Origin of the sequence: Algibacter agarivorans, assembly GCF_039543245.1 — a bacterium.
Lineage (GTDB): Bacteria > Bacteroidota > Bacteroidia > Flavobacteriales > Flavobacteriaceae > Algibacter_G > Algibacter_G agarivorans.
In genome coordinates, this window is sequence record NZ_BAABJJ010000001.1 from 58,235 (window position 1) to 84,639 (window position 26,405).

Below are 26,405 nucleotides of genomic sequence, written 5' to 3' on the forward strand. Positions count from 1 at the left end.
TATAACACATTTTTAACGTTTAATTTACATAACATTAACGAAATGATTGCTTTATTAAAAAATCATAAAAAGCCTTGAATATCGGGGTATTTCAAGTATATTTTTAAGCTTATTTTATTAAACTTAGCTATCTTTGTTGAATATTAAAATTTTAACAAAATGAACAAAAAAGTCATCTTAATGATACTTGATGGTTGGGGCAATTCTCCAGACCCAAAAGTTTCTGCAATCGATCATGCCAATACACCTTTTATAGACACTTTATATAAAAAATACCCATTCGCTACTTTACGAACGGATGGTTTACATGTTGGTTTACCAGAAGGTCAAATGGGAAATAGCGAAGTCGGCCACATGAATCTAGGTGCAGGTAGAATTGTTTATCAAGATTTGGTTAAAGTTAATTTAGCTGTTAAAAACAAAACACTTAATCAAGAGAAAGTTTTAGTTGATGCTTTTAATTATGCGAAAACTAATAATAAGGATGTTCATTTTTTAGGACTATTAAGTGATGGCGGTGTACACTCTCACATCAATCACTTATACGGCTTACTAGATGCTGCTAACGATTTTGGACTAACTAACACGTATGTTCATGCCTTTACAGATGGACGCGATGTAGATCCAAAAGCTGGGTATGGTTTCTTAACAGAATTAGAAAGTCATTTAGAAAAAACCAATAGCAAATTGGCAACCGTTACTGGAAGATATTATGCCATGGATAGAGATAAACGATGGGAACGTGTAAAACTAGCCTATGATGGTATGGTTAATAGTGTTGGAGAAAAATCCACCAATGTTACAGACACTATCCAAAAACATTACAATAATGATATTACAGATGAATTCATTAAACCAATCATAATGATTGATGATTCTGGTAACCCCGTAGCTAATATTAAAGATGATGATGTAGTTATCTTTTTCAATTTCAGAACAGATCGTGGACGTGAATTAACGGAAGCTTTATCGCAAACCGATTTCCACGAACAAAATATGCATAAACTTAATTTGCATTACGTAACGCTCACAAATTACAACGATACCTATAAGAATATTAACGTTATTTTCAACAAAGAAAATTTAACAGAAACCTTAGGTGAAGTTTTAGAAAAAAACAAAAAAAAACAAATCAGAATTGCTGAAACAGAAAAATATCCTCATGTTACATTTTTCTTTTCTGGCGGAAGAGAAGCCCCTTTTGAAGGAGAGAAAAGAATTTTAAGAAATTCCCCTAAGGTTGCCACATACGATTTAAAACCTGAAATGAGCGCTTACGAATTACGTGATGCATTAATTCCTGAATTAGAAAAAGGGGATGTAGATTTTGTTTGTTTAAATTTTGCAAATGGTGATATGGTTGGACATACTGGAGTTATGGAAGCTGCAATAAAAGCCTGCGAAGTTGTTGATGAGTGCGTAAAAGACGTAGTAACCACAGCTCTTGAAAATGGTTATACCACACTTCTTATTGCCGACCATGGAAACTGCGAAACTATGATAAACCCAGATGGCTCGCCAAATACGGCGCATACAACAAATCCTGTTCCAGTTATTTTAATCGACAATGAATTAGAGACTATAAAAGATGGCCTATTAGGAGATATGGCCCCGACCATTTTAAAACTTATGGGCGTAGAACAACCGGAAGCCATGACACAGCATCCACTAGTATAATTATCAAAAAATAAATTGTTTAATTTTGCATTCAACTCAAGTCTTTGATTTAAATGAATTTTAGTGATACGCTGATAATTGCAGTCGATTTTGATGGTACTATTGTAGAGGATGCCTACCCGAGAATAGGTAAGCCTATCTTGTTTGCGTTCGAAACTTTAAAAAAACTTCAATCCGAAGGGCATCGCCTTATTTTATGGACGTACAGATCTGGTCATAGATTAGATGAAGCTGTAAAATTTTGTGAAGATAACGACATTCATTTTTATGCTGTAAATAGTAGTTTCCCAGAAGAAGAATACAGTAATGAGGTGAGCAGAAAAATTAATGCCGATTTATTTATTGACGATAGAAATATTGGTGGCTTTTATGGCTGGGGCGAAATATATCAATTGCTAACAAACTCAACGCCACCTATACCGGAAAAGAAAAAAGGGTTATTCAGTTTCTTTAAATAGCTTAATATTATATTAAATTAAAATAGCCCTTATCAATAGATTCTCTATGATCAGGATGTGCAATGTTAACTAACGCCTTTACTCGATCTTTAATTGTTTTTCCATACAAATTAGCAACTCCATATTCTGTAACCACATAATGTACATGAGACCTTGTTGTAACCACGCCAGCTCCCGGTTTTAACGATGGTACAATTCTACTAATACCTTTTTTAGTAACAGAAGGCAATGCTATAATAGCCTTACCGCCTTCGCTTAAAGAAGCTCCTCTTATATAATCCATTTGTCCACCAACTCCTGAATACATTTTTGCACCTAAAGAGTCTGCACAAACCTGACCAGTAACATCCACTTCAATAGCAGAATTTATTGCCACCATTCTGGGATTTTGCTTAATAATCGAAACATCATTGACATAATCTGAAGCGCGCATTTCTATAAATGGATTATCATCTATATAGTCATATAAACGCTTAGATCCTGCTATAAATGTTGTTAAAGCACGCCCTGGATTAATACTTTTATAATTTCCGTTTATGACATCGCTTAGAATTAAATCAATAACACCATCAGAAAACATTTCAGTATGTAACCCTAAATCTTTATGATTTGTAAGTCGCGATAATACGGCATTTGGTATGTTTCCAACTCCCATTTGCAAAGTACTTCTATCCTCAATCAAATTGGCAATATAATCGCCAATTTTATCTTCTATAATGCTGGGTTTTCCATAAATATGCGTTGGTATAGGTTCGTTACATGCTACAAACAAATCAATTTCAGTAAAATGAATAATTCCATCTCCATGAGTTCTTGGCATCTGTTCATTTACCTGTGCTATTACAATTTTAGCATTATCAATTGCAGCTAAAGTTGCTTCTACCGAAACCCCTAATGAGCAATACCCGTGTTTATCTGGAACCGAAACATGAATTAAAGCGACATCCAATGGCAAAATATTCCTTTTGAACAATAAAGGAAGTTCGCTTAAAAAAACGGGAGTATAAGACCCATTGCCAGCAGCTAATGTATGACGGACATTATTTCCAATGAAAAAAGAATTTACATGAAAGCTATCACGTAATTCAGGATTAGCATAAGGTGCTTCTCCTTCAACATGCAAATGACAAACCTCAACATTTTGAAGTTCCTCATACCTATCAGACATAGCTTTCATTAATAACTGAGGAGCAGCAGCGGCAGCTTGAACATAAACCCTATCATTGCTTTTTATGACCTTAACTGCGTCTTCTAGATTTACAACCTGATACATCGTCCTTAATTTAGTTTACCAAAACTATTCATTTCAAATATGAAAAAAAATGTCAAAAGTCATAAAAACAGCTAAAAAAACAATTGCTAAAATTAAGTATCTTTGCCAATATTTTTCAAGTATGATTATAGTAAAAACAAAAGAAGAAATTGAGTTAATGCGCGAAAGTGCATTAATTGTATCTAAAACACTAGGAGAAGTTGCAAAGGCAATAAAACCAGGAGTTACTACACTTCAGTTAGATAAAATTGCTGAAGAACACATAAGAGACCATGGTGCCACACCAGGCTTTTTAGGCTTATACGATTTCCCTAATACGCTATGTATGAGTCCTAATACACAAGTAGTTCATGGTATACCAAATGAAGACCCTTTGATTGAAGGTGACATTATTTCCATTGATTGTGGTGCGCTTAAAAATGGGTTTTATGGCGATCATGCATACACTTTTGCTGTTGGGGAAATTGCTACTGAAACCGAAAAATTGCTTCAAGTCACTAAAGAATCATTATACGTTGGAATAAGAGAATTTAAGGCCAATAATCGCGTGGGAGACGTAGGTTATGCTATCCAAAAATATTGCGAAGACCATGGATATGGCGTAGTAAGAGAATTAGTTGGACATGGGTTAGGCAGTAAAATGCATGAAGACCCAGAAATGCCAAATTACGGAAAACGTGGCAAAGGCAAAAAGTTTGTTGAAGGCATGGTTGTCGCTATTGAACCTATGATTAATATGGGAACACATCGTATTAAACAACATAGAGATGGTTGGACAATTACTACTTTAGACAATAAACCATCTGCACATTTCGAGCACGATGTAGCCCTTGTTGATGGTAAACCTGAATTGCTATCAACCTTTGCATATATTTATGAGGCATTGGGAATTATTTCTAATGAGGAGGATGAGTTTCGTCAAAAAGCCTTGATATTATAGTCATTACACTGAGATTCGCAGAGAGACACAGAGAATTCTCAACTTCTATTAAAAAACATTAATGTATAACAAGATTACAGAAAATATTATTGGAGCCACTATTGATGTTCATAAGACACTTGGCCCTGGCTTGTTGGAATCTGCTTATCAAGAATGTTTGTATTACGAATTAAAATCTATTGGATATTCAGTTCAAAAAGAAGTTTCACGACCTATCATCTACAAAGATTTAAAGTTAAATCAAGGATACAGAATTGATCTACTCATTGAAAATAGAATTAAAAACTGTAGAGAAATTTACCGATGTCCACTATGCTCAAATCTTAACATATATGAAACTAGGTAATTACCCTTTAGGATTGTTGATCAACTTTAATACTAAACTTTTAAAAAACGGGATTAAACGATTCATAAACTCAACTGAGTAAGAACTCTGTGAGCCTCTGTGTCTCTCTGCGAATCTCGGTGTACAACTATGAAAAAACTCTTCAAGTTCATATTAAATTCAGTCCCCAGACCTTTATTAATCAGGTTAAGTTATTTAGTACGTCCTATTTTAGCATTTTTTCTTAAAGGAGATACATTCACTGACCCTATTGATGGAAAAAGCTTTAAAACGTTTTTACCTTACGGATATGGAAAACAAAGACATAATGTGCTATCACCTTCTACCCTTTCATTAGAGCGCCATAGATTATTATGGTTGTATCTTCAGAATGAAACAAACTTCTTTTCAAAAGATACCGACACAACCCCGAAAGCTTTCGAAACAACACTTAGAGTACTTCATTTTGCACCTGAACAATGTTTTTTAAAACGTTTTAAAAAATTAACCCATTTAGATTATACAACTACCGATTTAGAATCTCCAATTGCAGATGTAAAAGCAGATATTTGCAATCTACCTTTTGAAGATAATAGTTACGATATTATTTTTTGCAACCATGTTTTAGAACACATTCCAGACGATACAAAAGCCATGCAAGAATTGTATCGTGTTTTGAAAGTTGGTGGTATGGGCATATTTCAAATCCCTCAAGATTTATCCCGAGAAAAAACCTTTGAAGATAATACGATTACTGATAAAAAAGAACGTGCCAAAATCTTTGGACAGTATGACCATGTTCGGGTTTATGGTTTAGATTATTTTGACAAACTTCGAAGTATCGGTTTCAAGGTTGAAGCAGTTGATTACACTTCAAAACTTTCCGAAGTAGATATTACCAAGTACTGTTTAGCTAAGGGAGAGGTTATTCCTGTAGTACATAAATAGTACACATTTAACTTTCAGGGAAGTTATTAAATGATACGGTTTCCAATTCTTTTTTGTTATTTTCAAAAATCAAAAACACTTTAAGTTCTAGATGCGATTTTAAAAATGATTTTACTTTTTGAACGCCCATAGCTTTAAAAGCAGTGGCATAAGCGTCTGCTGTCATACAATTTTCAGCAATTACCGAAATACTTAATAGATTAGTTTTACTTGGATAGCCAGTTTTGGCATCGATAATATGAGCATAACGATTGCCATTTTCATCAATCTTAAATTTTCTATACGTTCCAGAAGTTGCCATGGCTTCATCATGCAAGCTAACAGTCTTTAAGATAGATTGTTTCTCATCAAAATTTGGGCTCTCTACACCTACCTTCCAAGGCAATTGCTTTTCGGTATTTTTGCCCTTAACTCGAATTTCGCCACCAATTTCAACTAAATAATTTCTAACCTTTTGAGATTCTAGATACGCTCCAATAACATCAACACCGTAGCCTTTTGCTATGGCATTAAAATCAATAAAAGTCCCACTTGGTTTATTAATTCTATTTTGAATACGTTGCACTTTATTAAAACCAACAGACATCATTAAGCTATCAATTTTAAGCTTATTCAAATTCATTATTTTTTCTTCAGGACCAAAATCCCATGCATTAACAACCGCTCCTATTGTAGGATCAAAAGCCCCTTCAGTTGCCTTATGAATGGTTTTAGATGTTTCATAAACCTTAATAAAATGATCATCTACAACATTGCTTTCATTCCTATTCAATTTTGAAATATCTGAGTTTGCTTGATAGGTAGACATCGATTTATTAATAACATAGAACAAACTATCAAATTGCGTTTCATAATTAACTTTAGAATCATAAATAATGGAATAACTTGTTCCGAAAACGGTTCCCGAAAGCTTAATATTTTTGCGTTGTTCTTTTTCGCAAGAAACAAAAACTGACAAAACGAATAACCATAAGACAAAACTCTTCATTAAAAATAATGTGAATTCTCCTTTTGTTCGAAATGATTTATATTTTGATTTTAGCATGGAATCCTAATTCAAATTTGTTTCTAATACCTGAATACCATTATATTCTAATAAATATTCCTCATCAAGATAAATAGGCTGTTCGGCACCATCAACACTTCCAATTCCAACCCCTGCATATAGCACTTTGGCATCATTTTCTCGAGCATGCTTTTTAAAACTTTCCATCCAAACCACGTCGTAATTATTTGGGTTTTCGGGTAATATTATGGCGCGCACAATCACAAAATAGTATTGCTTAGTTTTATCCATACACACAAACTGTGGATGTTTTTTAAGCTTGCTATTTACGGCAATAAACTCAAAACCACGTTGTTCTAAGTCTTTACCAACATGATTCATGGCTAGATTATGTAATTCTTGTTCTGTAAGTGGTTTGCTCATAATGCAAATTTAATATAAAAGTTGAAGTGTTTATGACATTTTTAACCTGTTTCTATACATTATCAAAAACCCGCTTTACAAACCTACTGACGGACGACACTACAACCCTTAAAAAAGGGATGAATAAAGAGGTTGAAAACTGATTTTACAAAAAAATTGATTACATTTTAGTTTAATTCCGTTGTCTTAAAAAAAACCTTAAACACAAACTAAAGCAATTAAAAACAAATGACACGAAGTAGATAAACGAATTATTAATCCTTTAATAGCATTGTATTTGTATTAGCATGAAATAATTGTATTTTTCTTATAATTTTTCGGTTTAAATTATGGGACAACCATACAAACAACTAATTAGTCGAATCTATTTTGACAAGAAATCCTTGAGAGAGTACGCAACAAAATTTAATATTGAAGAAACAACAGCACGAATAAAAAAACACATATGGATGGGAAAATTATGCGCTACTTTTTTACCCTCAAAATAATTAAAAGTTGAATAACAATAGCGACATACCACAAGAATTGTTTGAAGCCATAGAGCGCTATGTCAATGGGACTATGGATGCTAAAGAATTGAAAGATTTTAATGACTATCTTAAAATTGATGCAGAATTCAAAGCTCAAGTTGAAGACATTAAAACCATGCTTCTTGACACAGAAACAAAGTCTTTGAAGCCACAGTTAGGCAACTTTCATGAAAATATTCCAGAATTAAAAACACAACAATCTTCATCAAAAAAAAAACCTTTCTTAAACTATAGTAAAATAGCTATTGCGGCTGCAATTGTTATAGCTGTTGGTAGTATTTGGTTTTTTAGTAATATCCCAAACAGAAGCCTCTATAACAAGTATTTTAAACCAGCCCCAGGATTACCAACCACCATGAGTAGTGCAGATAATTTTGATTTTTACGACGCTATGGTAAATTACAAACACGGTGATTATAAAACGGCTATTGATAAATGGCAAATTTTAAGCGAAAACAAACCTGAAAATGATACTATAAATTATTTTTTAGGAGTTGCTCACTTAGCAAATAAAAATATTATTGAAGCCATTCCTTTTTTGGAACGCTCAGTAGAAGCAGAAGATAATTTTGTATTTTTAAATGATGCGTATTTTTACTTAGGATTAGCCTATTTAAAAGAAGGGAATTTAGAGCTTGCAAAAAAACATCTTAGTTTAAGTAATACAGATAAAGGCAAAACAGTTCTTTTAGAACTGACAGACTAACACTTTGATCGAATTTATTGTTCATTATTACTACATCGGCGAAAACATAAAATGTGAGCATAAAAAATTTAAAAATCATTTGAACCTTACAAATTTAGAACTCCCAAATTCGTCATTGGAAACTGGAAGAATGCTGTCTTTATTTAGTTTGTACCGAGGCGATATATTTGAATTTTCTAAATTCTTAACCAAATGAAAGCTTTGCACAGGGGTGTTTCCTTGATAGAAGAGTTCAAGAAATACGAACAGAGAACTTATAAAAAATTTGAAATGGAATAGGATTTATTTTAAAGTTAACACTTCCATTTCAATATTTTTTATCATTCAATTTTATTTTTTGTAATTTAATAACAAAAAAAGATGAAAACTCCCATTCGCTTAGAGCAGGCTTTAAAAAAACTATATGTTGCTTTTCATAATAACACATTACACCCAGAATGTTGTAAGCAATGTGCAGTCGGTAATATTTTGGATAATAAGGATAGCTGGAAACACCTTTCAGACCTTCATGGTGACCTAAAATTAAATTATGTTGGTATTGTTCATCAAAACTTAGGACGTAAATTTAATGGTTATACTCCTCTGGAATTATTACAGATTGAAGCCACTTTTTTAAAGGCATGTGGTTACAAACTTCCACTTCATTATAAAAACAACAAACCACAAAACCCAACAAATAAAGATAGCTTGTTTAATGGATTATCAGAAGTGGTTAAACTTTTATGTAACATGGATAATGTTTCAAATATTATGGATTACACCAAATTATTTGAGTTTAAAAATAAAAAACCAAGTTACGAAATAGCAGAAATATTGGCGTAATAAACCTTAACTTCACAAATCTCTAAAGTACCTTCCAAATCGTAATCTGAATAATGTCTAAAATTGATATCTTCAGCCCCAGAAAGAACGACTATCCCCCCCCTTTGAATACAGAGAGTTCATTTTATTTGGAAGGACATGTTTAAATTTTATTTCACCACTAACTTTGTTTTTAATAAAGACATATTTTCAGCTCTCACATCGAGTATATACAATCCAGAGGATAAACTTAAAGGAATGTTTGTGCGCTCTTGCAGCTCTATTTTATTTTGAAATACCAACTTACCGGTAATATCCACAATAGAAATTTGAGCTTGTGTTTGATACGAACTATTCAACAAAACAAGCGAGTTGCTAATAGGGTTTAAACTGAGTTTAACCATTTGTTCCGCTAAGAAATCAGTACTACTTAAGTTTTCTTCTCTAATTTCAGACAAAGCAAAAGCCACATTGCCATTGGTAACCATAACATGTCCTTCATTTGTATCTGGAATATATGTGTTTGCAAAAGGTGTAGTATTATCAGGCAATGTATACCAATTGTTAGTTGAAGCCATTGCTAAACTACTAACGGTAGGGATAAAACAATATTCAGTTTCAGTTAAATTAGCAACAAATTCGTTAAGAGTTGCATTACTTCCATCTCCGCTAAGCGTATTTAAGTTTGTGGTCCCACCTGGCGAACTATCAACACCGTCCGTAAATATTGGGGATTCGGCAATTGCGGTATAAGTGCCAAGTATTGTGCCCACAGATACGGCAGTATTTGATTGCGCAGCAACTGGTGCAAAGTTGAGATTTATGATAATTGGTAATAGGGTTGTTACAAATGTATGATTAATAACGTTGGCTCCTGCAGAGCCTGAAGTTGCTCCTAAGCCACTGCCATTTATCATGGCTACATTACGTACGGTTTGTGGAAAACCCATCGCATTTAACTCTGACTGGAATGCATCTCTAAAATTAGGAGCTCCCATTGGCAGATTAGAACCTGCTTGTGAAATACCATCTCCTCCAACATGAGCTAAATAATGATCGACTAACATTTGCTTTGCAGCGGCACTATCTAAATCATTTAAACCAGATTGAAATGCAGTTAAACCAACACCATTTACCATATAATTAAATAAATATTGTATACCAATCGGAATATTGGCACCCTGATGTGGCGAATCAAAAGAGATATATAATCGTGTATCATGAGTAATCGTATTTTGCTCCATATAGCTTAAAGCATATCGGGCAATGAGCCCACCCATACTTGCTCCAATCACAACATTTTCGCTTGTAGCGTCTGTCATGCCGTTAATGAGTTGTAGCAATGCGATTACAGAATAAGCATTTCGCTGTATAAAATCGGCTCCTCCATCAATTAAAGTTGTGCCATCGGTAGAACTTGTGTAAGATGGAAAATTCACAATTATTAAATCATAACCTTCATTTCTAACTTCAGTCACCATGTTATCTGTTGTTGGAGCATTATAAAATGAATTATATAATGCAGTAATACCTCTGGAATCCCCAGGGTCGAAACCGTCCAAAATAAAAATGGGTTTGTCTAAAACACCATCAACATTATCGTAATAAATTTTATATTCTGCTGTTCCAGCATGAGCCATAGTCTCACCAAAACCTTGGTGAGTAAGTGTCGAGTTTATTATGGTAACTGCGCTTTCAGTACCAGGTTGCGTATAAGCAATAACAGGAAATAATAGTAATCCTAAAATGTATTTTTTTACCATGATTATTTATTTTGAAATATGATATTAAGGTATTAAAAAAATCCTTCAAATTAATTTAACATGAAGGATTTTTTTACACTCATTTTATTCTCAATCTAGTTTGATTTCTTGAGAGCTTGTTTTGCGGATTATTTATTCCCCCAAAAACGGATACCTGTAATCTGTAGGCGTCACAAACGTTTCCTTTATCAATCGTGGGGACACCCATCTTAATAAGTTTTGCGCACTTCCTGCTTTGTCGTTCGTGCCCGATGCTCGAGCACCACCAAATGGTTGCTGACCAACTACGGCTCCTGTTGGTTTGTCGTTAATATAAAAGTTACCGGCACTGTTTTGTAATGCTTCCGTAGCTTGAGTAATCGCATATCGGTCTTTAGCTAAAATAGCACCTGTAAGGGCATATTCACTGGTGCCGTCTACCAATTGCAATGTTTCTACATAGTCATTATCTTCATAAACATAAATAGTAATCACTGGGCCAAATAACTCCGTGCACATGGTGGTGTATTTTGGATCTTTAGCTAGAATAACCGTTGGTTCTATAAAGTAACCTTTGCTCTTATCGTAATTCCCGCCAGCAATAATTTCCGCATCGGTATCAGCTTTTGCGCCATCAATATATTTTGCTAGCTTGTCAAATGAACCCTCATGGATTACGGCAGTTATGAAATTGCTCATGTCTTCGGGAGACCCCATTTTAAATGATTTTAAATCCTCTAAAACATAATTCTTCACATCGCTCCATAGGCTCTTTGGAATATATGCACGGGATGCAGCACTACATTTTTGACCTTGAAACTCAAAAGCACCACGAACTATAGCAGTGGCTACTTGTTTCACATTAGCTGATTTATGTGCAACAATAAAATCCTTTCCGCCTGTTTCACCAACTATGCGTGGGTAGGTTTTATAATTGTGTATGTTGTCGCCTATTTGTTTCCAAAGTTCTTTAAAGATGAACGTTGAACCCGTAAAATGCAATCCTGAAAAGTCGGGACTCGCCATAACCCTATTGGTAATCATAACCGGGTCGCCAAAAACCACATTAATTACTCCGGGAGGTACACCTGCCTCTTCAAAAACGTCCATAATAACTTTTGCGGAATACACTTGGCTATCACTGGGTTTCCAAACTACTACATTCCCCATTAATGCCATACATGCTGGTAAGTTTCCGGCAATAGCAGTAAAGTTAAATGGGGTTACGGCATAGGTAAATCCTTCTAACGGACGGTATTCAACTCTATTCCAAGCATCACTTGTGCTTTCTGGTTGTTCCATGTAAATATCCGTCATAAACTGCACATTAAAACGCAAGAAATCTATAAACTCACAGGCAGCATCAATTTCAGCTTGATGAATGGTTTTAGATTGCGCAATCATAGTTGCGGCATTTATTTTCGCACGATAAGGACCAGCAATAAGTTCGGCAGCTTTTAAAAAGATAGCAGCACGTTGCTCCCAAGGCATTTGACTCCAAGATTTCCGAGCTTCTAACGCAGTAGAAATAGCGTCATCAATATGATTTTGTTCAGCTAAATGATACGTTCCGACTACGTGTTTATGGTCATGTGGTGGCGACATCGTTCTGGTATTTCCAGTAGTTACATCTTTACCGTTTATATATAAAGGCACATCAATTTTACTATTAAACATGTTTTTGTAGGTCTTAAGTACTGCATCACGTTCTGGTGACCCAGGAGCATAAGATTTTACAGGTTCGTTTATAGCAATTGGTACGTTAAAAAAGCCTTTTCCCATGATTATTGGTTTTTCATTATTGTATTTTCATTAAACACGGTACAAATTTACGAATTATTAAATGATAATTTGAATTTTGCAGTTTTTAAAAGTGCGTTAAATTTTATTTATTTTTTGTAAGTTGCCAAAGCGTTTTAAGACTACGTTTTATATGTGTACAGTTACAATAATCCCCATTGGCAATAATGATTTTGTGTTAACCACAAATCGAGACGAAGCTCCAGACAGAGTATCACTAGTTCCAGATTTTTATACTATCGACAACACCAAATTATTGTTTCCAAAAGACAAAATGGGAGGCACTTGGATTGGTGTAAGCGAAAAAAATCGAGTTGTTTGTGTACTTAATGGGGCTTTTGAAAAACACAAGCGACAATCGAGTTATAGAAAGAGTAGAGGTATCGTGGCTAATGATTTTATGATATCTAATGATATTGTTGCAACCATTGAGGCTTATAATCTTGAAGATATTGAACCATTTACCATAGTTATTGCGGATTGGAATGCAACATTAAAGTTTTATGAATTGGTTTGGGATGGAAAAAACAAACATTTTATTGAATTGCCTAAAGACTCAAGAATATGGTCGTCTTCTACATTATATTCTGAAGGGATGATGAAGGAACGTCAGCAATGGTTTGAAAATTTTGAAGCGTTTAATGAATTAAATGCCGATTCTATATTAGAATTCCATAGTACTGCTGATGCCGATAATATGGATTATGGTGTAGTTATGAATCGTGGTTTTGTAAAAACAACAAGTATTACACAAATTGAAAAACGAGGTAATGATGTTGACATGCGATATAAAAATATTGAAAACAAGATGGTAACCACTAAAACATTCAATCTTCCACAGGTAGTCAATGGATAATACAGGTATTATTTTAACATTGGCATATCCAGAGACTATTGTTATGGTTTCTGAAGAATGGTTTTCTCCGTATTTACGATTTATTGGGGTTGGAAAAAAAAATTATTTACGAGCAGGTCATGCCGCTTTGGTATTGATCGATAAAGAAACAGGCATTTTAGAATATCATGATTTCGGACGATATATCACCTCTGAACCTAATGGAAGAGTTCGAGGTAGCGATACAGATAATGAGTTACATTTTCCTTTAAAAGCAGACATTGAAAACAATGACATTAAAAATTTAGACAACATTCTAGAATTTTTAGGAACGCATCCAAAGCTTACACATGGTGAGGGTAAATTAGTAGCTTCGATTTGTAATGCGGTTAATTATAAAAAAGCACGAACCCACATTACCAAAATGCAAGAAAAGCATTTTATTAGATATGCAGCGTTTATAAAAGACGCCTGTAATTGTGCGCGTTTTGTAACGGATACTTTGATTGCTTCGGTAACAGATTCTAAAATGAAAAAGAATCTTGAAAACTCCAAATGGTTTACACCAAGTACTGTTGGTAATGTGTTACTTGCTGACACTGAAAACCATCCTTATGAAGTCTCAGAAACTGGAGTTATTTCAGAATTTAAAGGCTCTCAAAAAAGTGAAAATGTGCGCTGTTTTTTGGATAAACTGAAAGACCATAAAGTCAATTTTGTTGGAACCTTAGAATCAAAACCTGTAGTTGATTTGCACAAAAAAGCACAATGGCTACCTGGTATTGCTGCTGGTGCTTGGTTTGAATTACATAAAACAGGACATAACTTAGAGTATCATTTTAAACGTATCTCACCCTATGGGAATATTGATGTGCATGATAGGTTTATTGTTGAAGACGATACTTTTGATTATGATTTAGAATTCGAATTTATACATTATTCAAATTGTAAATTCTTTCATGTAAAGCAAAGTGGGAAAGTTTTTAGGTTTGAAAGAAAAGTTTAGTTTTAACATTTAGCAGTATTTTAGGATTAGACATAACTATCAGGACATGAAGTTTTTATTCAATTGTTAAATCCTTTATTGTTTTTCCTAATCTTCCTTGATAAGTTCTACTTAAATTTAATTCACGTTTTACTAACCTTAAATTCGCTTTTTCTTTATGATATTCTCTAAATTCAGTTTTTAAATCTTTATTTGCAATTTCATTTGGTCCTCCTTCGATTTGCAATAATTCGATTTCTTTTACATTCAGTTTTTTAATTTCAATAAATCTATCTACAATTACAGAAAAAGTGTTCGGCTGTCGATGGTCTACATTTAATTCTTCATAAGTTAAATATTCGCCTGATTCTTGACATTTCACTTTACTTTTTTTAGCATTTTTCTTAAAATATTTTTGTTTTACGCTTATTAAGTCTTTTTGAATTGCTTGTCTACAAGCAATTCTAAATCTTGAAAATTGGTCTTTCGGTTTATTAATTCCTCAAATGTTGGACAACGTGTCATATAATAACTTTTATTGATTATATCCAGTAAATAGGTCAGGATATAATGGGTTTTTTTGTGACTATTATCCTGTAAAAACACTTTTTTATTATTTCATCTTACGAACCTATCTCCTGTTAATCTTTTCGAGGAACAGTAACATAAACCTAAGCCAATTCTGGTCTAGCTCATAATTATTTGATACCCACCCCCTTTTATAGCGTTTTTAAAACAGTATTTACAGCTGCTATGGTAAAGTCTAAATCCTCGTAACTCAAAGCGTCTGTTATAAACCAAGTTTCAAAAGCACTAGGCGCAATATAAACACCTTCGTGAAGCATCCCGTGAAAGAATTTTTTAAAAGTATCATTATTACCTTTGGCTGCGGTTTCAAAATCTACAACATGGCCTTCATCAAAATGTACAGAAATCATAGAACCTGTTCTATTAATGGTATGTGTAATATTATTTTCTATTAAAACTTTAGAAACTCCTTGATGTAGATATTCGGTTTTTTTAGCTAATCGATTAAAAATTTCAGCGTCATTGTTCAATTCCGTAAGCATGGCTAAACCTGCTGCCATGGCCAACGGATTTCCACTTAAAGTCCCCGCTTGATAAACAGGTCCCAATGGTGCTAAATGATTCATGATTTCATTTTTTGCTGCAAAAGCACCAACAGGCAATCCGCCACCAATCACTTTTCCGAAGCAAACAATATCAGCATGTATATTAAACAATTGTTGCGCCCCGCCTTTGGCTAAACGGAAACCAGTCATCACCTCATCAAAAACCAACAGTATATCATTCGCATCACATAAATCTCTCAATCCTTTCAAAAAACCATCTTTGGGAGGAATACACCCCATATTACCAGCAACTGGCTCAATAATAATACAGGCTATTTCGTTTTTATTTGCATCAATCAACCCTTTCACATTTTCAATATCATTGTAACGCGCCAGTAAAGTATCTTTAGCAGTTCCTTTTGTTACTCCAGGGCTATTTGGTGTTCCAAAAGTACTTGCTCCACTTCCTGCTTGAATTAAAAACGAATCTGAATGTCCATGATAACAACCTGCAAACTTGATGATTTTATCTTTTCCGGTGTAGCCTCTAGCTAAACGCACGGCACTCATACAGGCCTCGGTTCCTGAATTCACAAAACGGATTTTATCAATATTTGGCACCATAGAAACAGCCAATTCTGCTATTTGCGTTTCAATTTCTGTTGGCATGCCAAAAGACGTTCCTTTCTTAGCTTTTTCAACAACGGCATTTACTACAGGGGCATAAGCGTGTCCTAAAATCATAGGACCCCATGAATTTATGTAATCAATTAAACGGTTTCCATCTTCATCATATAAGTAAGCGCCTTTGGCTTCTTTAACAAAAATAGGTGTTCCGCCAACACCTTTAAATGCCCTTACTGGGGAATTTACACCTCCTGGAATTACTTTTTCTGCCTCAGCAAACAACGCACTGCTTCTCTTATAAATCATGAATTAGTTTTTTGATGATGGTTTAACGACCAATACCTGTCCAATATTAAGAGCTGTATCATTTAAACCGTTTATGTTTTGAAGTTCTTTTACTGTAATTTTATATTTTCTTGAAATGGAATACAACGTATCTCCTTTTAATACCTTATATGTTGTTCGTTCTTGCGTTACAGGATTATCATATTTCACATAGTCATCGCCCATAACTTCCTTATCGTACGCATATAATTCATAACGTTCAATCAAGCTAACCAGCTTTTGCGGATATTTTCTATCTGTTGCATAACCAGCAGCTTTCAGGCCTTTAGCCCAACCTTTATAATCTTCCTTTTTTAATTTGAAAAGTTTTGAATACCGTTTTCGCTCTGTTAGAAACAAAGAATGGTCCCGAAACGAATATTTAGCATCTTTATATTTCCTGAAACATTCTTGTTTTTTATCATCATCATGGTAAATCTTTTTACCCGTCCATTCATGACATTTAATTCCAAAATGATTGTTTGCCTTAACAGAAAGCCTTCCTTTTCCAGAACCAGACTCAAGAATACCCTGAGCCAAAGTTATACTTGCAGGAATACCGTATAGGCTCATCTCTTGTTGCGCAGTGCTTTTGTGAGTATCAATATAACGCTCGGTATTATTAGCGTAAACTTTAGGCGTTACTTTTTCTTCTTGTTTTACTTCTACTTGTTTTGAAGCATCTCTAGGTTTTTTAGTTACAATACCTTTTCTAGACTTGCAACTAAAAAGCAAACACCCAAAACAAAATAACAACAGTATTCTCTTCATTTAATTACTCAATTAATCACTCAATTATTGGTAAACTTTTATTTTTTAAAACCACGTTCATACCATCTATACCTTGTAAGCCACCTGTGTGAATGGCTAAAATTTTGGAACCCTTAGGGAAATAGTTCTTTTCTATTAAATCCATAATTCCATAAAGCATTTTACCAGTATAAACAGGGTCTAAGGGTATATCAAAATCTATTTTAAACTGATTGATAAACGTTACTAATTCTTCATTTATTTTAGCATAACCGCCAAAATGATAATCACTTATTAATTTCCAATTCGTTTGTCTTGCAAATTTACTAATATCTTGTTGTAAAAAGTCGCCTTTTAAGGCAGGAAAACCTAAAACTTGTTGACTAGGTTTTAAACAATTTATGAGTCCTGAAATTGTTCCGCCCGTTCCAACTGCACAACAGATATAATCAAAAGTTTCATCATTATCTGTTAAAATTTCTTCGCAACCTTTTATAGCCAAACTATTTGTCCCGCCTTCAGGAATTAAATAGAAGTTTCCGAACTCGTTTTTTAGCTCATTTAAAAAATCATCAGAAGTTTTATTTCTATACAATCCCCTTGAAACAAACTTAAATTGCATCCCGTTTTCCTTTGCAAAATTTAAGGTTGGATTTTCGGAAATCTTATCTCGTAACTCCTCTCCCCTAATAATTCCAATAGTTTTAAAACCCAAAATATTTCCAGCGGAAGATACAGCAGCAATATGGTTTGAAAACGCCCCTCCAAATGTCAATAAGGTTTTAAAACCTGATTTTTCAGCTTGCAGAAGATTGTATTTAAGTTTTCTGTATTTATTCCCAGACACAAACGCATGCAATTGGTCTTCACGTTTTATAAATAATTCTACACCGGTTTCTTTAGGAAGATTTACCAGTTCATTTACGGTATTTTCGAACTCAAATATCATACGTGCGAAGGTACTTCAAAAAAGCCCATAATGGGCGATTATTGATATATTCTAAATTATTTTCATTGAAATAAGCTTCTCTTTCAAATGAAATATTCTTATAGGCCTTATGCCATTTTTTATACTGAATTAGTCTTATTAAAAATTCGAATATATAGCATACATAAAAGGGTATTATCAACAATTCTATTTGTTGTCTTAAATGAATTTTCTCATGGTTTATTAAGACACGATTAGCTTTCAATGGCTTGGATTTTAAAAAAACAAAAGGAAAAATGGTCATTCCCGTATATCCTTTGGGTACTAAATATTTCGAAATAAAAATCATAATTTAAAGGGTTTCAAAAATCAATCCAAATAATAGTATCTTTGTTTTTATTGCCACGAATTCACAAATCTTATGATTAATAAATATACCGAAAACAAGCTTTTAAAAGTAATTATTCGTGTATTCTTGGCTAAATAGCAAAAATTGAAAAAAATAATCCCCATTGAAGAAGGCGATTACTACCTAACACCTGAAGGTTATCGCTGTTTTACCGAGCAATACCACTTAAAACGTGGCTATTGTTGCGAAAGCGGATGCAGACATTGCCCATACGGATATAACAAAGCAACCAACTCCATTAATAAAAAATAGATTTGGATATTATGTTAATGACATATAGAATTAAAGTCGCGAACACCTACCACCGTGTAGATATTCGCTTCCCATAGTTAACACTAATTTACAGGACAAATTAGTAGTAATTAAAATATTCATAAAATGACATTTCAAGAACAAATACTGGACGGCATCCCTACTTTATTACCTTCAGTAAAACCTTATGATGCCTCCATTAATCATGCACCAAAGCGAAAAGACATTTTATCTGTTGAAGAAAAAAAACTAGCACTACGCAACGCACTAAGGTATTTTGACAAAAAACATCACGCCAAATTAATCACTGAATTTAAAAACGAATTGGATACTTACGGGCGTATTTACATGTACCGTTTTCGTCCTGATTACCAAATGTATGCGCGTCCTATAGATGCGTATCCAGCAAAATCAAAACAAGCTGCCGCCATCATGCTTATGATTCAAAACAACTTGGATTATGCCGTGGCGCAACACCCTCATGAATTGATTACCTATGGTGGCAATGGTGCAGTTTTTCAAAATTGGGCACAATACAGGCTTACCATGAAATACTTAGCAGAAATGTATGATGAGCAAACGCTTGTTATGTATTCTGGTCATCCTATGGGCTTATTTCCTAGTCATAAAGAAGCGCCAAGAGTCGTGGTTACAAACGGGATGATGGTCCCTAACTACTCCAAACCAGACGACTTGGAAAAATTCAATGCCATGGGCGTATCACAATATGGGCAAATGACCGCTGGAAGCTATATGTACATTGGTCCGCAAGGTATTGTTCACGGTACCACCATTACCATATTAAATGCCTTTAGAAAAATAAGCAAACCACCTAAAGGCAACTTATTTGTTACTTCTGGACTAGGTGGTATGAGCGGTGCACAACCAAAGGCTGGAAATATTGCGGGTTGCATTACGGTTTGTGCAGAAGTGAATCCTAAAATCACCCAAGTTCGATTAGACCAAGGTTGGATTGACGAAAAAATTACCGATTTAGATGCATTAGTTACTCGAGTCAATAAAGCTAAAGCTGAAAGAGAAACGGTGTCCATTGCTTATTTAGGAAACATTGTAGATGTCTGGGAGAAATTTGATGAAGCTAATGTTTATATCGACCTAGGAAGCGACCAAACATCACTTCATAATCCTTGGGCTGGCGGGTATTACCCTGTTGGACTTTCTTTTGAAGCATCCAATAGCTTAATGACAACTAACCCTGAAGTATTTAAAGAGAAAGTACAAGCATCCCTGCGTCAACATGCTGCTGCAATTAATAAACATACTAAAAAAGGGACTTACTTTTTTGATTATGGAAACGCATTTCTACTAGAAGCCTCTCGGGCGGGTGCAGATGTGCTGTCTGAAGACCCTAGTTTAGGTAGAGAATTCAAATACCCGAGTTATGTACAAGACATTATGGGGCCTATGTGTTTTGATTATGGTTTTGGACCATTCCGTTGGGTTTGCGCTTCAGGAAAACCAAAAGATTTGGCTAAAACAGATACTATTGCCTGTCGTGTTTTAGAAGACATTAAAAAACATGCACCACAAGAAATCCAGCAACAAATGGCAGACAACATACAATGGATTAAGGGGGCTCAAGAGAACAAATTAGTGGTTGGCTCGCAAGCTAGAATTTTATATGCTGATGCTGAAGGGCGCATGAAAATAGCACAAGCTTTTAACGACGCTATTGCAAAAAATGAAATTGGATATGTTATTTTAGGTCGAGACCACCATGATGTTTCCGGAACCGATTCGCCATACAGGGAAACCAGTAATATTTATGACGGCTCACGTTTTACTGCAGATATGGCTATTCACAACGTTATTGGCGATAGCTTTAGAGGGGCAACATGGGTAAGCATACATAACGGCGGTGGCGTTGGCTGGGGCGAGGTGATTAACGGCGGATTTGGTATGGTTCTTGATGGTACTAAAGCAGCCGAAAAGCGTTTAAAGTCTATGTTATTCTGGGATGTAAATAACGGTATATCAAGACGAAGTTGGGCAAGAAACGAAGAGGCCATTTTTGCAATAAAACGCGCTATGGAAGCTGAGCCTAATTTAAAAGTAACATTACCGAACACTGTTGATGATAGTTTGTTAAATTCACTATAACCATTAAAAAATTGTACTATGAAAAAACTTTTAAAAATACTGCCACTCTTAGCGTTACTAATAGTGGTTTCGTCTTGTAGCTCCGTAAGAGTTGCAGCAGATTACGATAAAGCAGCAAAGTTTAGCGAATACAAAACCTTTGCATTTTTTAAGACAGGTATTGACAAAGCAGAAATTAGCGATTTAGATAAACGCCGAATTCTGCGTGCTATTGAAGCTGAACTTTTAGCTAAAGGCTTTACAAAATCTGACAACCCAGATTTGTTAGTCAGTCTTTTTACAAAATCACAACAACGTGTTGATGTTTACAACAACTCCTGGGGCTATGGTGGCTGGGGTTGGGGTGGTTACGGCGGCTTTGGTCCTGGTTGGGGCTGGGGTTGGAACCAACCTAGTGTATCAACAAGTACTCAGGGCACATTGTATGTAGATTTGATTGATGCTAATAAAAAAGAACTGGTTTGGCAAGGTATGGGAACAGGCTATTTAAGCAGAAACATGGAGAAAAAAGAGGAACGTATAAAAGAGTTTGTTACTAAAATTATGGAGAAATATCCTCCTGGAGCACAGCAATAAACTACCTCTGGGCAAGCCCACGAGGTGTTAAAATTCAAAAAAGACAAATACTAAATTCCATAAAAAATGCAACTTATTGAGTTGCATTTTTTATTACATTACAATATCATTTGTCCAAATATAAGGTTCTGGAATATCGGTATCGTCAATAAGTTGTCTGATATCAATTTCAATGCCCCTGCTCATATCGGTTATAGGAATATCATTTGGACCGCCTTCAAAAGGATTCTCTGTATTTTCTCCAATAACTTCCATAGTATGAAACACCCAAGCTATTAAAGCACTAAATGGAACAGAAAACCAAACAAAATGCTTGGCGATAAACTCTTGTATTCTATGCGCCAAAGACGTATGTTCTTCATGCATCGCTAAATCTTCCAGAATATGATCGCCAATAACCTCAAAACCTTCCATGATACCAAATGGCAACAGAATGATGAATATCCAGACAAACATATAATTTAGCGTTGCAAACTGTCTTGGATATGGAAAATTTTTAATCCGTTCAGATTTCCCTTGTAAACTATAAAACTCGACTAGTAAATTAACCATTTCCATGTGTCTAAAATCTTCAATCAACCCGTCATCCATTAATTCTTTTAACCGCTTGGATTGAATTCCCAAAATCTGTGATGCCTGATTTCCTTTAGCAAAAACAGCTTTAAACTCATCTTCAGATAGATAATTTTTTATCTCATCTTCAACCGTAATTTCATCCTCGCAAACTCTAAAGTGAGAAGCCCTAAATTCTTGATTAGAACGCTGCGACTTCAAATGCATCTCCCAAGGCTTATCTTGGCGCATTTGATAACGCAATGCCGTTAACCAAGCCACATGCCTGTGCACTAATTCGCGTTTAATAGTTTGTAATTCTGCATCCGTTCTTACTTGTTTTACATGCGTGTTATCTATAAAATCCTTTACCATAATGGTCCATGAACGCGATGCATTTACAATGCCACCCCAAATTTTACGAGCTTCCCAAAGGCGGTCATACGACGCATTGTTTTTAAAACTTACAATAAACGCTACGGCTGTACCCAAAACACCCAAGGGCAACCATGGCACATGCAACCATTTTAAACCCACAACATCAAATAATACTACAGGAATTAAAGCTATAATTAGGAATAAAAAAATGTGCCTGCGTGTCCATTTTAAAACTCCGGCAACAGGAAATATACGTCTGGTATACATGTTTTATTAATTGAAATTTTGTTTACTAAATATATGGAAATCTTTAATGATTAATTAATCAGACATCATTCTTAAACAGCATTATTGAAAGAAAAGTTAAAAATTTACTATTTTAATGAATTATTCGTATTTTTATATAGGTTTATCATATAAAAATCAGCAATGTCGAATTTATTTGAATCTAACGAAATACTACAAAAGTTACCAAAACACTTGAAACAGTTTATAAAACCTCAAAATTACGAGGACTATTCAGCTGTCGACCAAGCCGTGTGGCGTTACGTGATGCGAAAAAATGTAGACTTTTTAAGTAAGGTGGCGCACAACTCCTATTTAGAAGGTTTAAAACAAACAGGCATTTCTATTGATAGCATTCCAAACATGTATGGCATGAACCGCATTTTAAAGGATATTGGCTGGGCAGCAGTAGCTGTAGATGGTTTTATTCCACCAAATGCTTTTATGGAATTTCAAGCTTACAATGTATTGGTTATTGCTAGTGATATTAGACAATTGGAGCATATTGAATACACACCTGCGCCAGATATTATTCATGAAGGTGCTGGACACGCTCCTATTATTGCTAATCCGGAATATGCTGAATATTTAAGACGCTTTGGCGAAATTGGATGTAAAGCCATATCATCGGCTAAAGATTACGAACTGTATGAAGCCGTAAGGCATTTATCCATTATTAAAGAAGCCCCGAATTCTTTAGAAACAGATATCGCTTCCGCTGAAAAAAAAGTAGAAGATTTGCAACAAAACATGGGCAAACCTAGTGAAATGGCACTGATTAGAAACCTGCATTGGTGGACCGTTGAATATGGTTTGATTGGCACCGTTGAGAATCCCAAAATATACGGTGCTGGCTTATTATCATCTATTGGCGAAAGTGCTTGGTGCATGACCGACGCCGTTAAAAAACTCCCGTACAACATCAATGCAGCTTACAAAGATTTTGATATTACAAAACCGCAACCCCAACTATTTGTAACACCCGATTTTGCGCATTTAAGTTTGATTTTAGAAGAATTTGCCAATACCATGGCATTACGAAGGGGGGGCCTTTCAGGAGTTAAAAAGTTGATACACTCAAAAGCTTTAGGCACCATTGAACTGAGTACAGGACTTCAAATTTCTGGCGTGTTTTCTAATGTTATTGATGCCGACGGGAACGCCATTTATATTCAAACCAAAGGAAAAACGGCTTTATCATACAGAGAAAAAGAATTGGTGGGTCATGGCACAGCATATCATACTAAAGGTTTTGGCTCCCCCATAGGAAAACTAAAGGGCATTAATATTGCAATTGAAGATATGAGTCCACGCGATTTGGCTGCCTATAACATTTATGAAGAGAAGATTGTAACGCTTGTATTTGAAGGCGGGATAACGGTTTCGGGAGAAATTATTACGGGCAAAAGAAACCTTCAAGGAAAAATAATATTGATTAGTTTTAAAAACTGCATGGTAACGCATCATGATAACACGCTATTTAAACCTGAATGGGGCGTTTATGATATGGCTGTTGGCAAAAATATTGTCTCAGCTTTTTCAGGGCCTGCAGACTTAAATAGCTTTAATTTAATTACACATGTCCCTTCTACACATACCATTCATGTAAAAAAATCTGAGGAACGTATTCAGCTTGAAGCTTTATACCAACAAGTTAGAGATTATAGAGAAGGAAAAAACAGAACGATTTCCAGAACTAAAGTTTTAGAACAACTTATTGAAAAACACCCTAATGATTGGCTGTTACCTGTTGAACTTTATGAATTAGCACACCTAGGAAATGAAACTAAATTGTGTGAAAAAATAGTAAACCATTTAGAAACTATAAAACAAAATAAACCAGAATTAGGTCGGTTGATTGATGATGGGTTGGAGATTGTAAAGACAAATCGAATCAGTTCAATTTAACTTTTCTATTTTAGTACAGGACAAAAATTTAGAATAGAAATATAAACCGCCATATTTAACACCTTTAGACTACTTCGGCATATAGACCTCACAGGTTTTAAAAACCTGTGAGGTCTTGGTTATCCATAAAATTGCGAAAAGTTTATTTCTCAAAAATTAATTTTTGTCATGCACTCAGCTTTTCTATATATGATGTGATGTCTCGCTATCGTTCGACATGACAGTAAAATTAAGTTTTTATTATTACTGTAACGGCACTCGTTTCAGACGAATGCTATCGAGTTATTTTTTTATTTGTTTTATACGCATGTTAGGTAACGTATTTTTATAATTCATCAAATACCTTAAATATTTTTTCACTAAAATTTTTAGATGTAATTTCTGTAAGTAATATTTCTTTATACTCTACACTTTTTAGCTTTTTGAATTTTTTTATGGTTGTTTCGTTTTTAGGTGTGGAGGTTTGTAAATCGTTATCAGTTGAAAATTCAAATTCCTTAGAATTCGTTTTTTTTAACGGCCAATAAAATATCCAATGTTCAGAAACTGTAGGTGATGTTGTCCAACTATTTGAACTAAATGAAAATTTAGCAATTCTAATAACAGGAGAACTTTCTAAATTAAATTCTAATGCGTAAATATTATTATCTTTTCTTATTTCGTTTGATAGCGAATCCTCATTTTTTCTTGGAGAATCTTTCTTTTGATATAATTTCACAAATGAATTAATTAACCAACCGAAAGGTTCGTTATCTGATTTCCATCTTAAAAAGGGTTTTTGGTCCTTAATAATATTAATAAATCCATTCTCAATACATTCATTATCAAGTGCAGAGAATAATTTATTTAGGTTAGTATAAGTTTCTCTGACTACTAAAAACGCATTGTCTATATTTTTTGCTGTATCATTCATATTTATAGAATAATTTAGATGTTTTTCTTTTTAATTGAAAGGAAAATTTTTCATTAAAGTTAAATTTGAAGAAGCTATTTCTAGAAATGTTTTCCTTTGTAATAAAGGATTTAAAAGTATCAAATCCTTTTTGATTAAGATATATAATTAAGTCATTTATTATTATTAATTCATTTGAAGATGGGTTGTATTTTTCTAAAGAAATGAGAATTTCTTGCCAAGATAGAAACCCAAATGAAACATTATTACTAATTATATTTCGATTTAATACAGAGTAATATATATGAGATGCATTGTTTTCTTTGGCTAAAAATAATAATACCTTTTTTTTAAAGGGATATTTGCTTTCTAACATTCTGGAATATCTGGCTAGCTGATTACAACTATTTTGAATTTCATTATTCTCGAGATTAGAAACTTCATCATCAGATGATAAACCCGAATTGTATTTTATTTCTACACCTATTACATATTCACTTAATTCAATAATTAAATCGATTTCATTTTCCTCATATTTAGGCCAAAAAATAAATGGATCTTGTGTTTTACAAATCGATTTTATTGCTTTGTCAAAAATATTTTTGTCTTCTGCTTTATTAAAAGTACTTGCTTCAAATATACAAGGAATTGTATTTTCAATATTAGTATATCTCATAATACCAAAAAAGTTACCTGTTAATAAATCTTCGCTATTCGAAAGTTTAGATGGAATTTTATTATTGATTTCTGCTATCATATTCAGCGATATGTTACCTAACGGTCTTGTGTATGAAACGTAGCGTATAAATAAACGCTAACTTTTCGGATAAACACAGAGCCGAATTTTTATATTTTGTTTTATCTTTTTTATTTTAAAAGCC

General features: G+C 34.1%; 25 protein-coding genes and 1 pseudogene. 13 read left to right on the forward strand and 13 right to left on the reverse strand.

Annotation, left to right across the window (positions count from 1 at the left end; translation table 11 throughout):
* The first annotated feature begins 159 nt into the window (after positions 1-159).
* Together gpmI and ABD935_RS00325 are read left to right on the forward strand one after the other, a co-directional pair.
* A complete protein-coding gene (gene gpmI, locus ABD935_RS00320) occupies positions 160-1,677 on the forward strand; it encodes a 2,3-bisphosphoglycerate-independent phosphoglycerate mutase (protein ID WP_345189446.1) in 1,518 nt (505 codons plus the stop codon).
* Positions 1,678-1,730: 53 nt separating this feature from the next.
* Positions 1,731-2,135: a BT0820 family HAD-type phosphatase gene (locus ABD935_RS00325; protein ID WP_345189447.1), complete on the forward strand. Its 405-nt coding sequence runs from the start codon at positions 1,731-1,733 to the stop codon at positions 2,133-2,135.
* A 7-nt stretch (positions 2,136-2,142) separates the two neighbouring features.
* Here the strand turns inward: ABD935_RS00325 and ABD935_RS00330 are convergent, their stop codons facing one another.
* A complete protein-coding gene (locus ABD935_RS00330; protein ID WP_345189449.1) occupies positions 2,143-3,408 on the reverse strand; it encodes an acetyl-CoA hydrolase/transferase family protein in 1,266 nt (421 codons plus the stop codon).
* A 121-nt stretch (positions 3,409-3,529) separates the two neighbouring features.
* Here ABD935_RS00330 and map point away from each other — a divergent pair, with 121 nt between their 5' ends.
* The 3 genes and pseudogenes from map (at position 3,530) to ABD935_RS00345 (ending at position 5,621) form a co-directional block, all read left to right on the forward strand.
* The gene (gene map, locus ABD935_RS00335) at positions 3,530-4,348 is read left to right on the forward strand and encodes a type I methionyl aminopeptidase (RefSeq protein ID WP_345189586.1); all 819 of its coding nucleotides are present in this window, start codon (positions 3,530-3,532) and stop codon (positions 4,346-4,348) included.
* A 61-nt stretch (positions 4,349-4,409) separates the two neighbouring features.
* Positions 4,410-4,776: pseudogene (locus tag ABD935_RS00340) on the forward strand (GxxExxY protein).
* Between the two features lie 47 nt (positions 4,777-4,823).
* Positions 4,824-5,621 carry a class I SAM-dependent methyltransferase gene (locus tag ABD935_RS00345; RefSeq protein WP_345189451.1) on the forward strand — a complete coding sequence of 266 codons (798 nt, stop codon included), beginning with the start codon at positions 4,824-4,826 and terminating at the stop codon, positions 5,619-5,621.
* Between the two features lie 7 nt (positions 5,622-5,628).
* Here the strand turns inward: ABD935_RS00345 and ABD935_RS00350 are convergent, their stop codons facing one another.
* Both ABD935_RS00350 and ABD935_RS00355 read right to left on the reverse strand, forming a co-directional pair.
* Positions 5,629-6,666, reverse strand: coding sequence for an FAD:protein FMN transferase (locus tag ABD935_RS00350; RefSeq protein WP_345189453.1), 1,038 nt, complete (start codon positions 6,664-6,666; stop codon positions 5,629-5,631).
* A 6-nt stretch (positions 6,667-6,672) separates the two neighbouring features.
* Positions 6,673-7,050, reverse strand: a complete 378-nt coding sequence (locus ABD935_RS00355) for a Na(+)-translocating NADH-quinone reductase subunit F (protein WP_345189456.1) — start codon at positions 7,048-7,050, stop codon at positions 6,673-6,675.
* A 495-nt stretch (positions 7,051-7,545) separates the two neighbouring features.
* On the opposite strand from ABD935_RS00355, the gene ABD935_RS00360 reads away from it, so the two are divergent.
* Positions 7,546-8,286 carry a tetratricopeptide repeat protein gene (locus ABD935_RS00360; RefSeq protein WP_345189458.1) on the forward strand — a complete coding sequence of 247 codons (741 nt, stop codon included), beginning with the start codon at positions 7,546-7,548 and terminating at the stop codon, positions 8,284-8,286.
* Positions 8,287-8,646: 360 nt separating this feature from the next.
* Positions 8,647-9,108: a Na(+)-translocating NADH-quinone reductase subunit F gene (locus ABD935_RS00365; RefSeq protein WP_345189459.1), complete on the forward strand. Its 462-nt coding sequence runs from the start codon at positions 8,647-8,649 to the stop codon at positions 9,106-9,108.
* Between the two features lie 149 nt (positions 9,109-9,257).
* Here the strand turns inward: ABD935_RS00365 and ABD935_RS00370 are convergent, their stop codons facing one another.
* Both ABD935_RS00370 and pruA read right to left on the reverse strand, forming a co-directional pair.
* Positions 9,258-10,850 carry a T9SS type A sorting domain-containing protein gene (locus ABD935_RS00370; RefSeq protein ID WP_345189461.1) on the reverse strand — a complete coding sequence of 531 codons (1,593 nt, stop codon included), beginning with the start codon at positions 10,848-10,850 and terminating at the stop codon, positions 9,258-9,260.
* 132 nt (positions 10,851-10,982) lie between these two features.
* Positions 10,983-12,611 carry an L-glutamate gamma-semialdehyde dehydrogenase gene (pruA, locus tag ABD935_RS00375; protein ID WP_345189463.1) on the reverse strand — a complete coding sequence of 543 codons (1,629 nt, stop codon included), beginning with the start codon at positions 12,609-12,611 and terminating at the stop codon, positions 10,983-10,985.
* A gap of 151 nt (positions 12,612-12,762) precedes the next feature.
* On the opposite strand from pruA, the gene ABD935_RS00380 reads away from it, so the two are divergent.
* Positions 12,763-13,485, forward strand: coding sequence for an NRDE family protein (locus ABD935_RS00380; protein ID WP_345189465.1), 723 nt, complete (start codon positions 12,763-12,765; stop codon positions 13,483-13,485).
* A complete protein-coding gene (locus ABD935_RS00385; RefSeq protein ID WP_345189467.1) occupies positions 13,478-14,470 on the forward strand; it encodes a DUF6695 family protein in 993 nt (330 codons plus the stop codon). The genes ABD935_RS00380 and ABD935_RS00385 overlap by 8 nt, the downstream gene beginning before the upstream one ends.
* A 55-nt stretch (positions 14,471-14,525) precedes the next feature.
* Here the strand turns inward: ABD935_RS00385 and ABD935_RS00390 are convergent, their stop codons facing one another.
* The 5 genes from ABD935_RS00390 to ABD935_RS00410 form a co-directional block, all read right to left on the reverse strand.
* Positions 14,526-14,831 carry a hypothetical protein gene (locus ABD935_RS00390; protein WP_345189470.1) on the reverse strand — a complete coding sequence of 102 codons (306 nt, stop codon included), beginning with the start codon at positions 14,829-14,831 and terminating at the stop codon, positions 14,526-14,528.
* Positions 14,832-15,168: 337 nt separating this feature from the next.
* Positions 15,169-16,455 carry a glutamate-1-semialdehyde 2,1-aminomutase gene (hemL, locus tag ABD935_RS00395; RefSeq protein ID WP_345189471.1) on the reverse strand — a complete coding sequence of 429 codons (1,287 nt, stop codon included), beginning with the start codon at positions 16,453-16,455 and terminating at the stop codon, positions 15,169-15,171.
* A 3-nt stretch (positions 16,456-16,458) separates the two neighbouring features.
* Complete coding sequence (locus tag ABD935_RS00400) at positions 16,459-17,244, reverse strand: glucosaminidase domain-containing protein (protein ID WP_345189472.1); 786 nt, start codon at positions 17,242-17,244, stop codon at positions 16,459-16,461.
* A gap of 16 nt (positions 17,245-17,260) precedes the next feature.
* Positions 17,261-18,172 carry a 1-aminocyclopropane-1-carboxylate deaminase/D-cysteine desulfhydrase gene (locus ABD935_RS00405; protein ID WP_345189474.1) on the reverse strand — a complete coding sequence of 304 codons (912 nt, stop codon included), beginning with the start codon at positions 18,170-18,172 and terminating at the stop codon, positions 17,261-17,263.
* Entirely contained in the window at positions 18,162-18,500 is a 339-nt protein-coding gene (locus tag ABD935_RS00410; RefSeq protein ID WP_345189475.1) for a hypothetical protein, read from the reverse strand. The genes ABD935_RS00405 and ABD935_RS00410 overlap by 11 nt, the downstream gene beginning before the upstream one ends.
* 144 nt (positions 18,501-18,644) lie before the next feature.
* Here ABD935_RS00410 and ABD935_RS00415 point away from each other — a divergent pair, with 144 nt between their 5' ends.
* From ABD935_RS00415 to ABD935_RS00425, 3 genes are all read left to right on the forward strand, one after another.
* The gene (locus ABD935_RS00415) at positions 18,645-18,812 is read left to right on the forward strand and encodes a C1orf53 family protein (RefSeq protein WP_345189476.1); all 168 of its coding nucleotides are present in this window, start codon (positions 18,645-18,647) and stop codon (positions 18,810-18,812) included.
* Positions 18,813-18,938: 126 nt separating this feature from the next.
* The gene (locus ABD935_RS00420; RefSeq protein ID WP_345189477.1) at positions 18,939-20,933 is read left to right on the forward strand and encodes a urocanate hydratase; all 1,995 of its coding nucleotides are present in this window, start codon (positions 18,939-18,941) and stop codon (positions 20,931-20,933) included.
* 18 nt (positions 20,934-20,951) lie between these two features.
* A complete protein-coding gene (locus ABD935_RS00425) occupies positions 20,952-21,509 on the forward strand; it encodes a DUF4136 domain-containing protein (RefSeq protein WP_345189478.1) in 558 nt (185 codons plus the stop codon).
* A gap of 93 nt (positions 21,510-21,602) precedes the next feature.
* Here ABD935_RS00425 and ABD935_RS00430 read toward each other — a convergent pair whose 3' ends face one another.
* Positions 21,603-22,706 carry a bestrophin family protein gene (locus tag ABD935_RS00430; RefSeq protein ID WP_345189479.1) on the reverse strand — a complete coding sequence of 368 codons (1,104 nt, stop codon included), beginning with the start codon at positions 22,704-22,706 and terminating at the stop codon, positions 21,603-21,605.
* Positions 22,707-22,868: 162 nt separating this feature from the next.
* On the opposite strand from ABD935_RS00430, the gene ABD935_RS00435 reads away from it, so the two are divergent.
* Positions 22,869-24,632: an aromatic amino acid hydroxylase gene (locus ABD935_RS00435; protein WP_345189480.1), complete on the forward strand. Its 1,764-nt coding sequence runs from the start codon at positions 22,869-22,871 to the stop codon at positions 24,630-24,632.
* A gap of 325 nt (positions 24,633-24,957) precedes the next feature.
* Here ABD935_RS00435 and ABD935_RS00440 read toward each other — a convergent pair whose 3' ends face one another.
* Entirely contained in the window at positions 24,958-25,545 is a 588-nt protein-coding gene (locus ABD935_RS00440) for a hypothetical protein (RefSeq protein WP_345189481.1), read from the reverse strand.
* On the reverse strand, positions 25,538-26,281 hold the full coding sequence (locus ABD935_RS00445) for a hypothetical protein (protein ID WP_345189482.1): 744 nt from the start codon (positions 26,279-26,281) through the stop codon (positions 25,538-25,540). The genes ABD935_RS00440 and ABD935_RS00445 overlap by 8 nt, the downstream gene beginning before the upstream one ends.
* Between the last annotated feature and the right edge of the window lie 124 nt (positions 26,282-26,405).

Coding starts and splice junctions, on each gene's coding strand:
- ABD935_RS00385 (WP_345189467.1), top strand. CDS start 13,478: ATGGATAATACAGGTATTATTTTAACATTGGCATATCCAGAGACTATT.
- ABD935_RS00435 (WP_345189480.1), top strand. CDS start 22,869: ATGTCGAATTTATTTGAATCTAACGAAATACTACAAAAGTTACCAAAA.
- ABD935_RS00440 (WP_345189481.1), bottom strand. CDS start 25,545: ATGAATGATACAGCAAAAAATATAGACAATGCGTTTTTAGTAGTCAGA.
- ABD935_RS00405 (WP_345189474.1), bottom strand. CDS start 18,172: ATGATATTTGAGTTCGAAAATACCGTAAATGAACTGGTAAATCTTCCT.
- ABD935_RS00430 (WP_345189479.1), bottom strand. CDS start 22,706: ATGTATACCAGACGTATATTTCCTGTTGCCGGAGTTTTAAAATGGACA.
- ABD935_RS00380 (WP_345189465.1), top strand. CDS start 12,763: ATGTGTACAGTTACAATAATCCCCATTGGCAATAATGATTTTGTGTTA.
- ABD935_RS00420 (WP_345189477.1), top strand. CDS start 18,939: ATGACATTTCAAGAACAAATACTGGACGGCATCCCTACTTTATTACCT.
- ABD935_RS00445 (WP_345189482.1), bottom strand. CDS start 26,281: ATGATAGCAGAAATCAATAATAAAATTCCATCTAAACTTTCGAATAGC.
- ABD935_RS00365 (WP_345189459.1), top strand. CDS start 8,647: ATGAAAACTCCCATTCGCTTAGAGCAGGCTTTAAAAAAACTATATGTT.
- ABD935_RS00355 (WP_345189456.1), bottom strand. CDS start 7,050: ATGAGCAAACCACTTACAGAACAAGAATTACATAATCTAGCCATGAAT.
- ABD935_RS00325 (WP_345189447.1), top strand. CDS start 1,731: ATGAATTTTAGTGATACGCTGATAATTGCAGTCGATTTTGATGGTACT.
- map (WP_345189586.1), top strand. CDS start 3,530: ATGATTATAGTAAAAACAAAAGAAGAAATTGAGTTAATGCGCGAAAGT.
- ABD935_RS00425 (WP_345189478.1), top strand. CDS start 20,952: ATGAAAAAACTTTTAAAAATACTGCCACTCTTAGCGTTACTAATAGTG.
- pruA (WP_345189463.1), bottom strand. CDS start 12,611: ATGGGAAAAGGCTTTTTTAACGTACCAATTGCTATAAACGAACCTGTA.
- hemL (WP_345189471.1), bottom strand. CDS start 16,455: ATGATTTATAAGAGAAGCAGTGCGTTGTTTGCTGAGGCAGAAAAAGTA.
- ABD935_RS00410 (WP_345189475.1), bottom strand. CDS start 18,500: ATGATTTTTATTTCGAAATATTTAGTACCCAAAGGATATACGGGAATG.
- ABD935_RS00345 (WP_345189451.1), top strand. CDS start 4,824: ATGAAAAAACTCTTCAAGTTCATATTAAATTCAGTCCCCAGACCTTTA.
- ABD935_RS00400 (WP_345189472.1), bottom strand. CDS start 17,244: ATGAAGAGAATACTGTTGTTATTTTGTTTTGGGTGTTTGCTTTTTAGT.
- gpmI (WP_345189446.1), top strand. CDS start 160: ATGAACAAAAAAGTCATCTTAATGATACTTGATGGTTGGGGCAATTCT.
- ABD935_RS00370 (WP_345189461.1), bottom strand. CDS start 10,850: ATGGTAAAAAAATACATTTTAGGATTACTATTATTTCCTGTTATTGCT.
- ABD935_RS00330 (WP_345189449.1), bottom strand. CDS start 3,408: ATGTATCAGGTTGTAAATCTAGAAGACGCAGTTAAGGTCATAAAAAGC.
- ABD935_RS00350 (WP_345189453.1), bottom strand. CDS start 6,666: ATGCTAAAATCAAAATATAAATCATTTCGAACAAAAGGAGAATTCACA.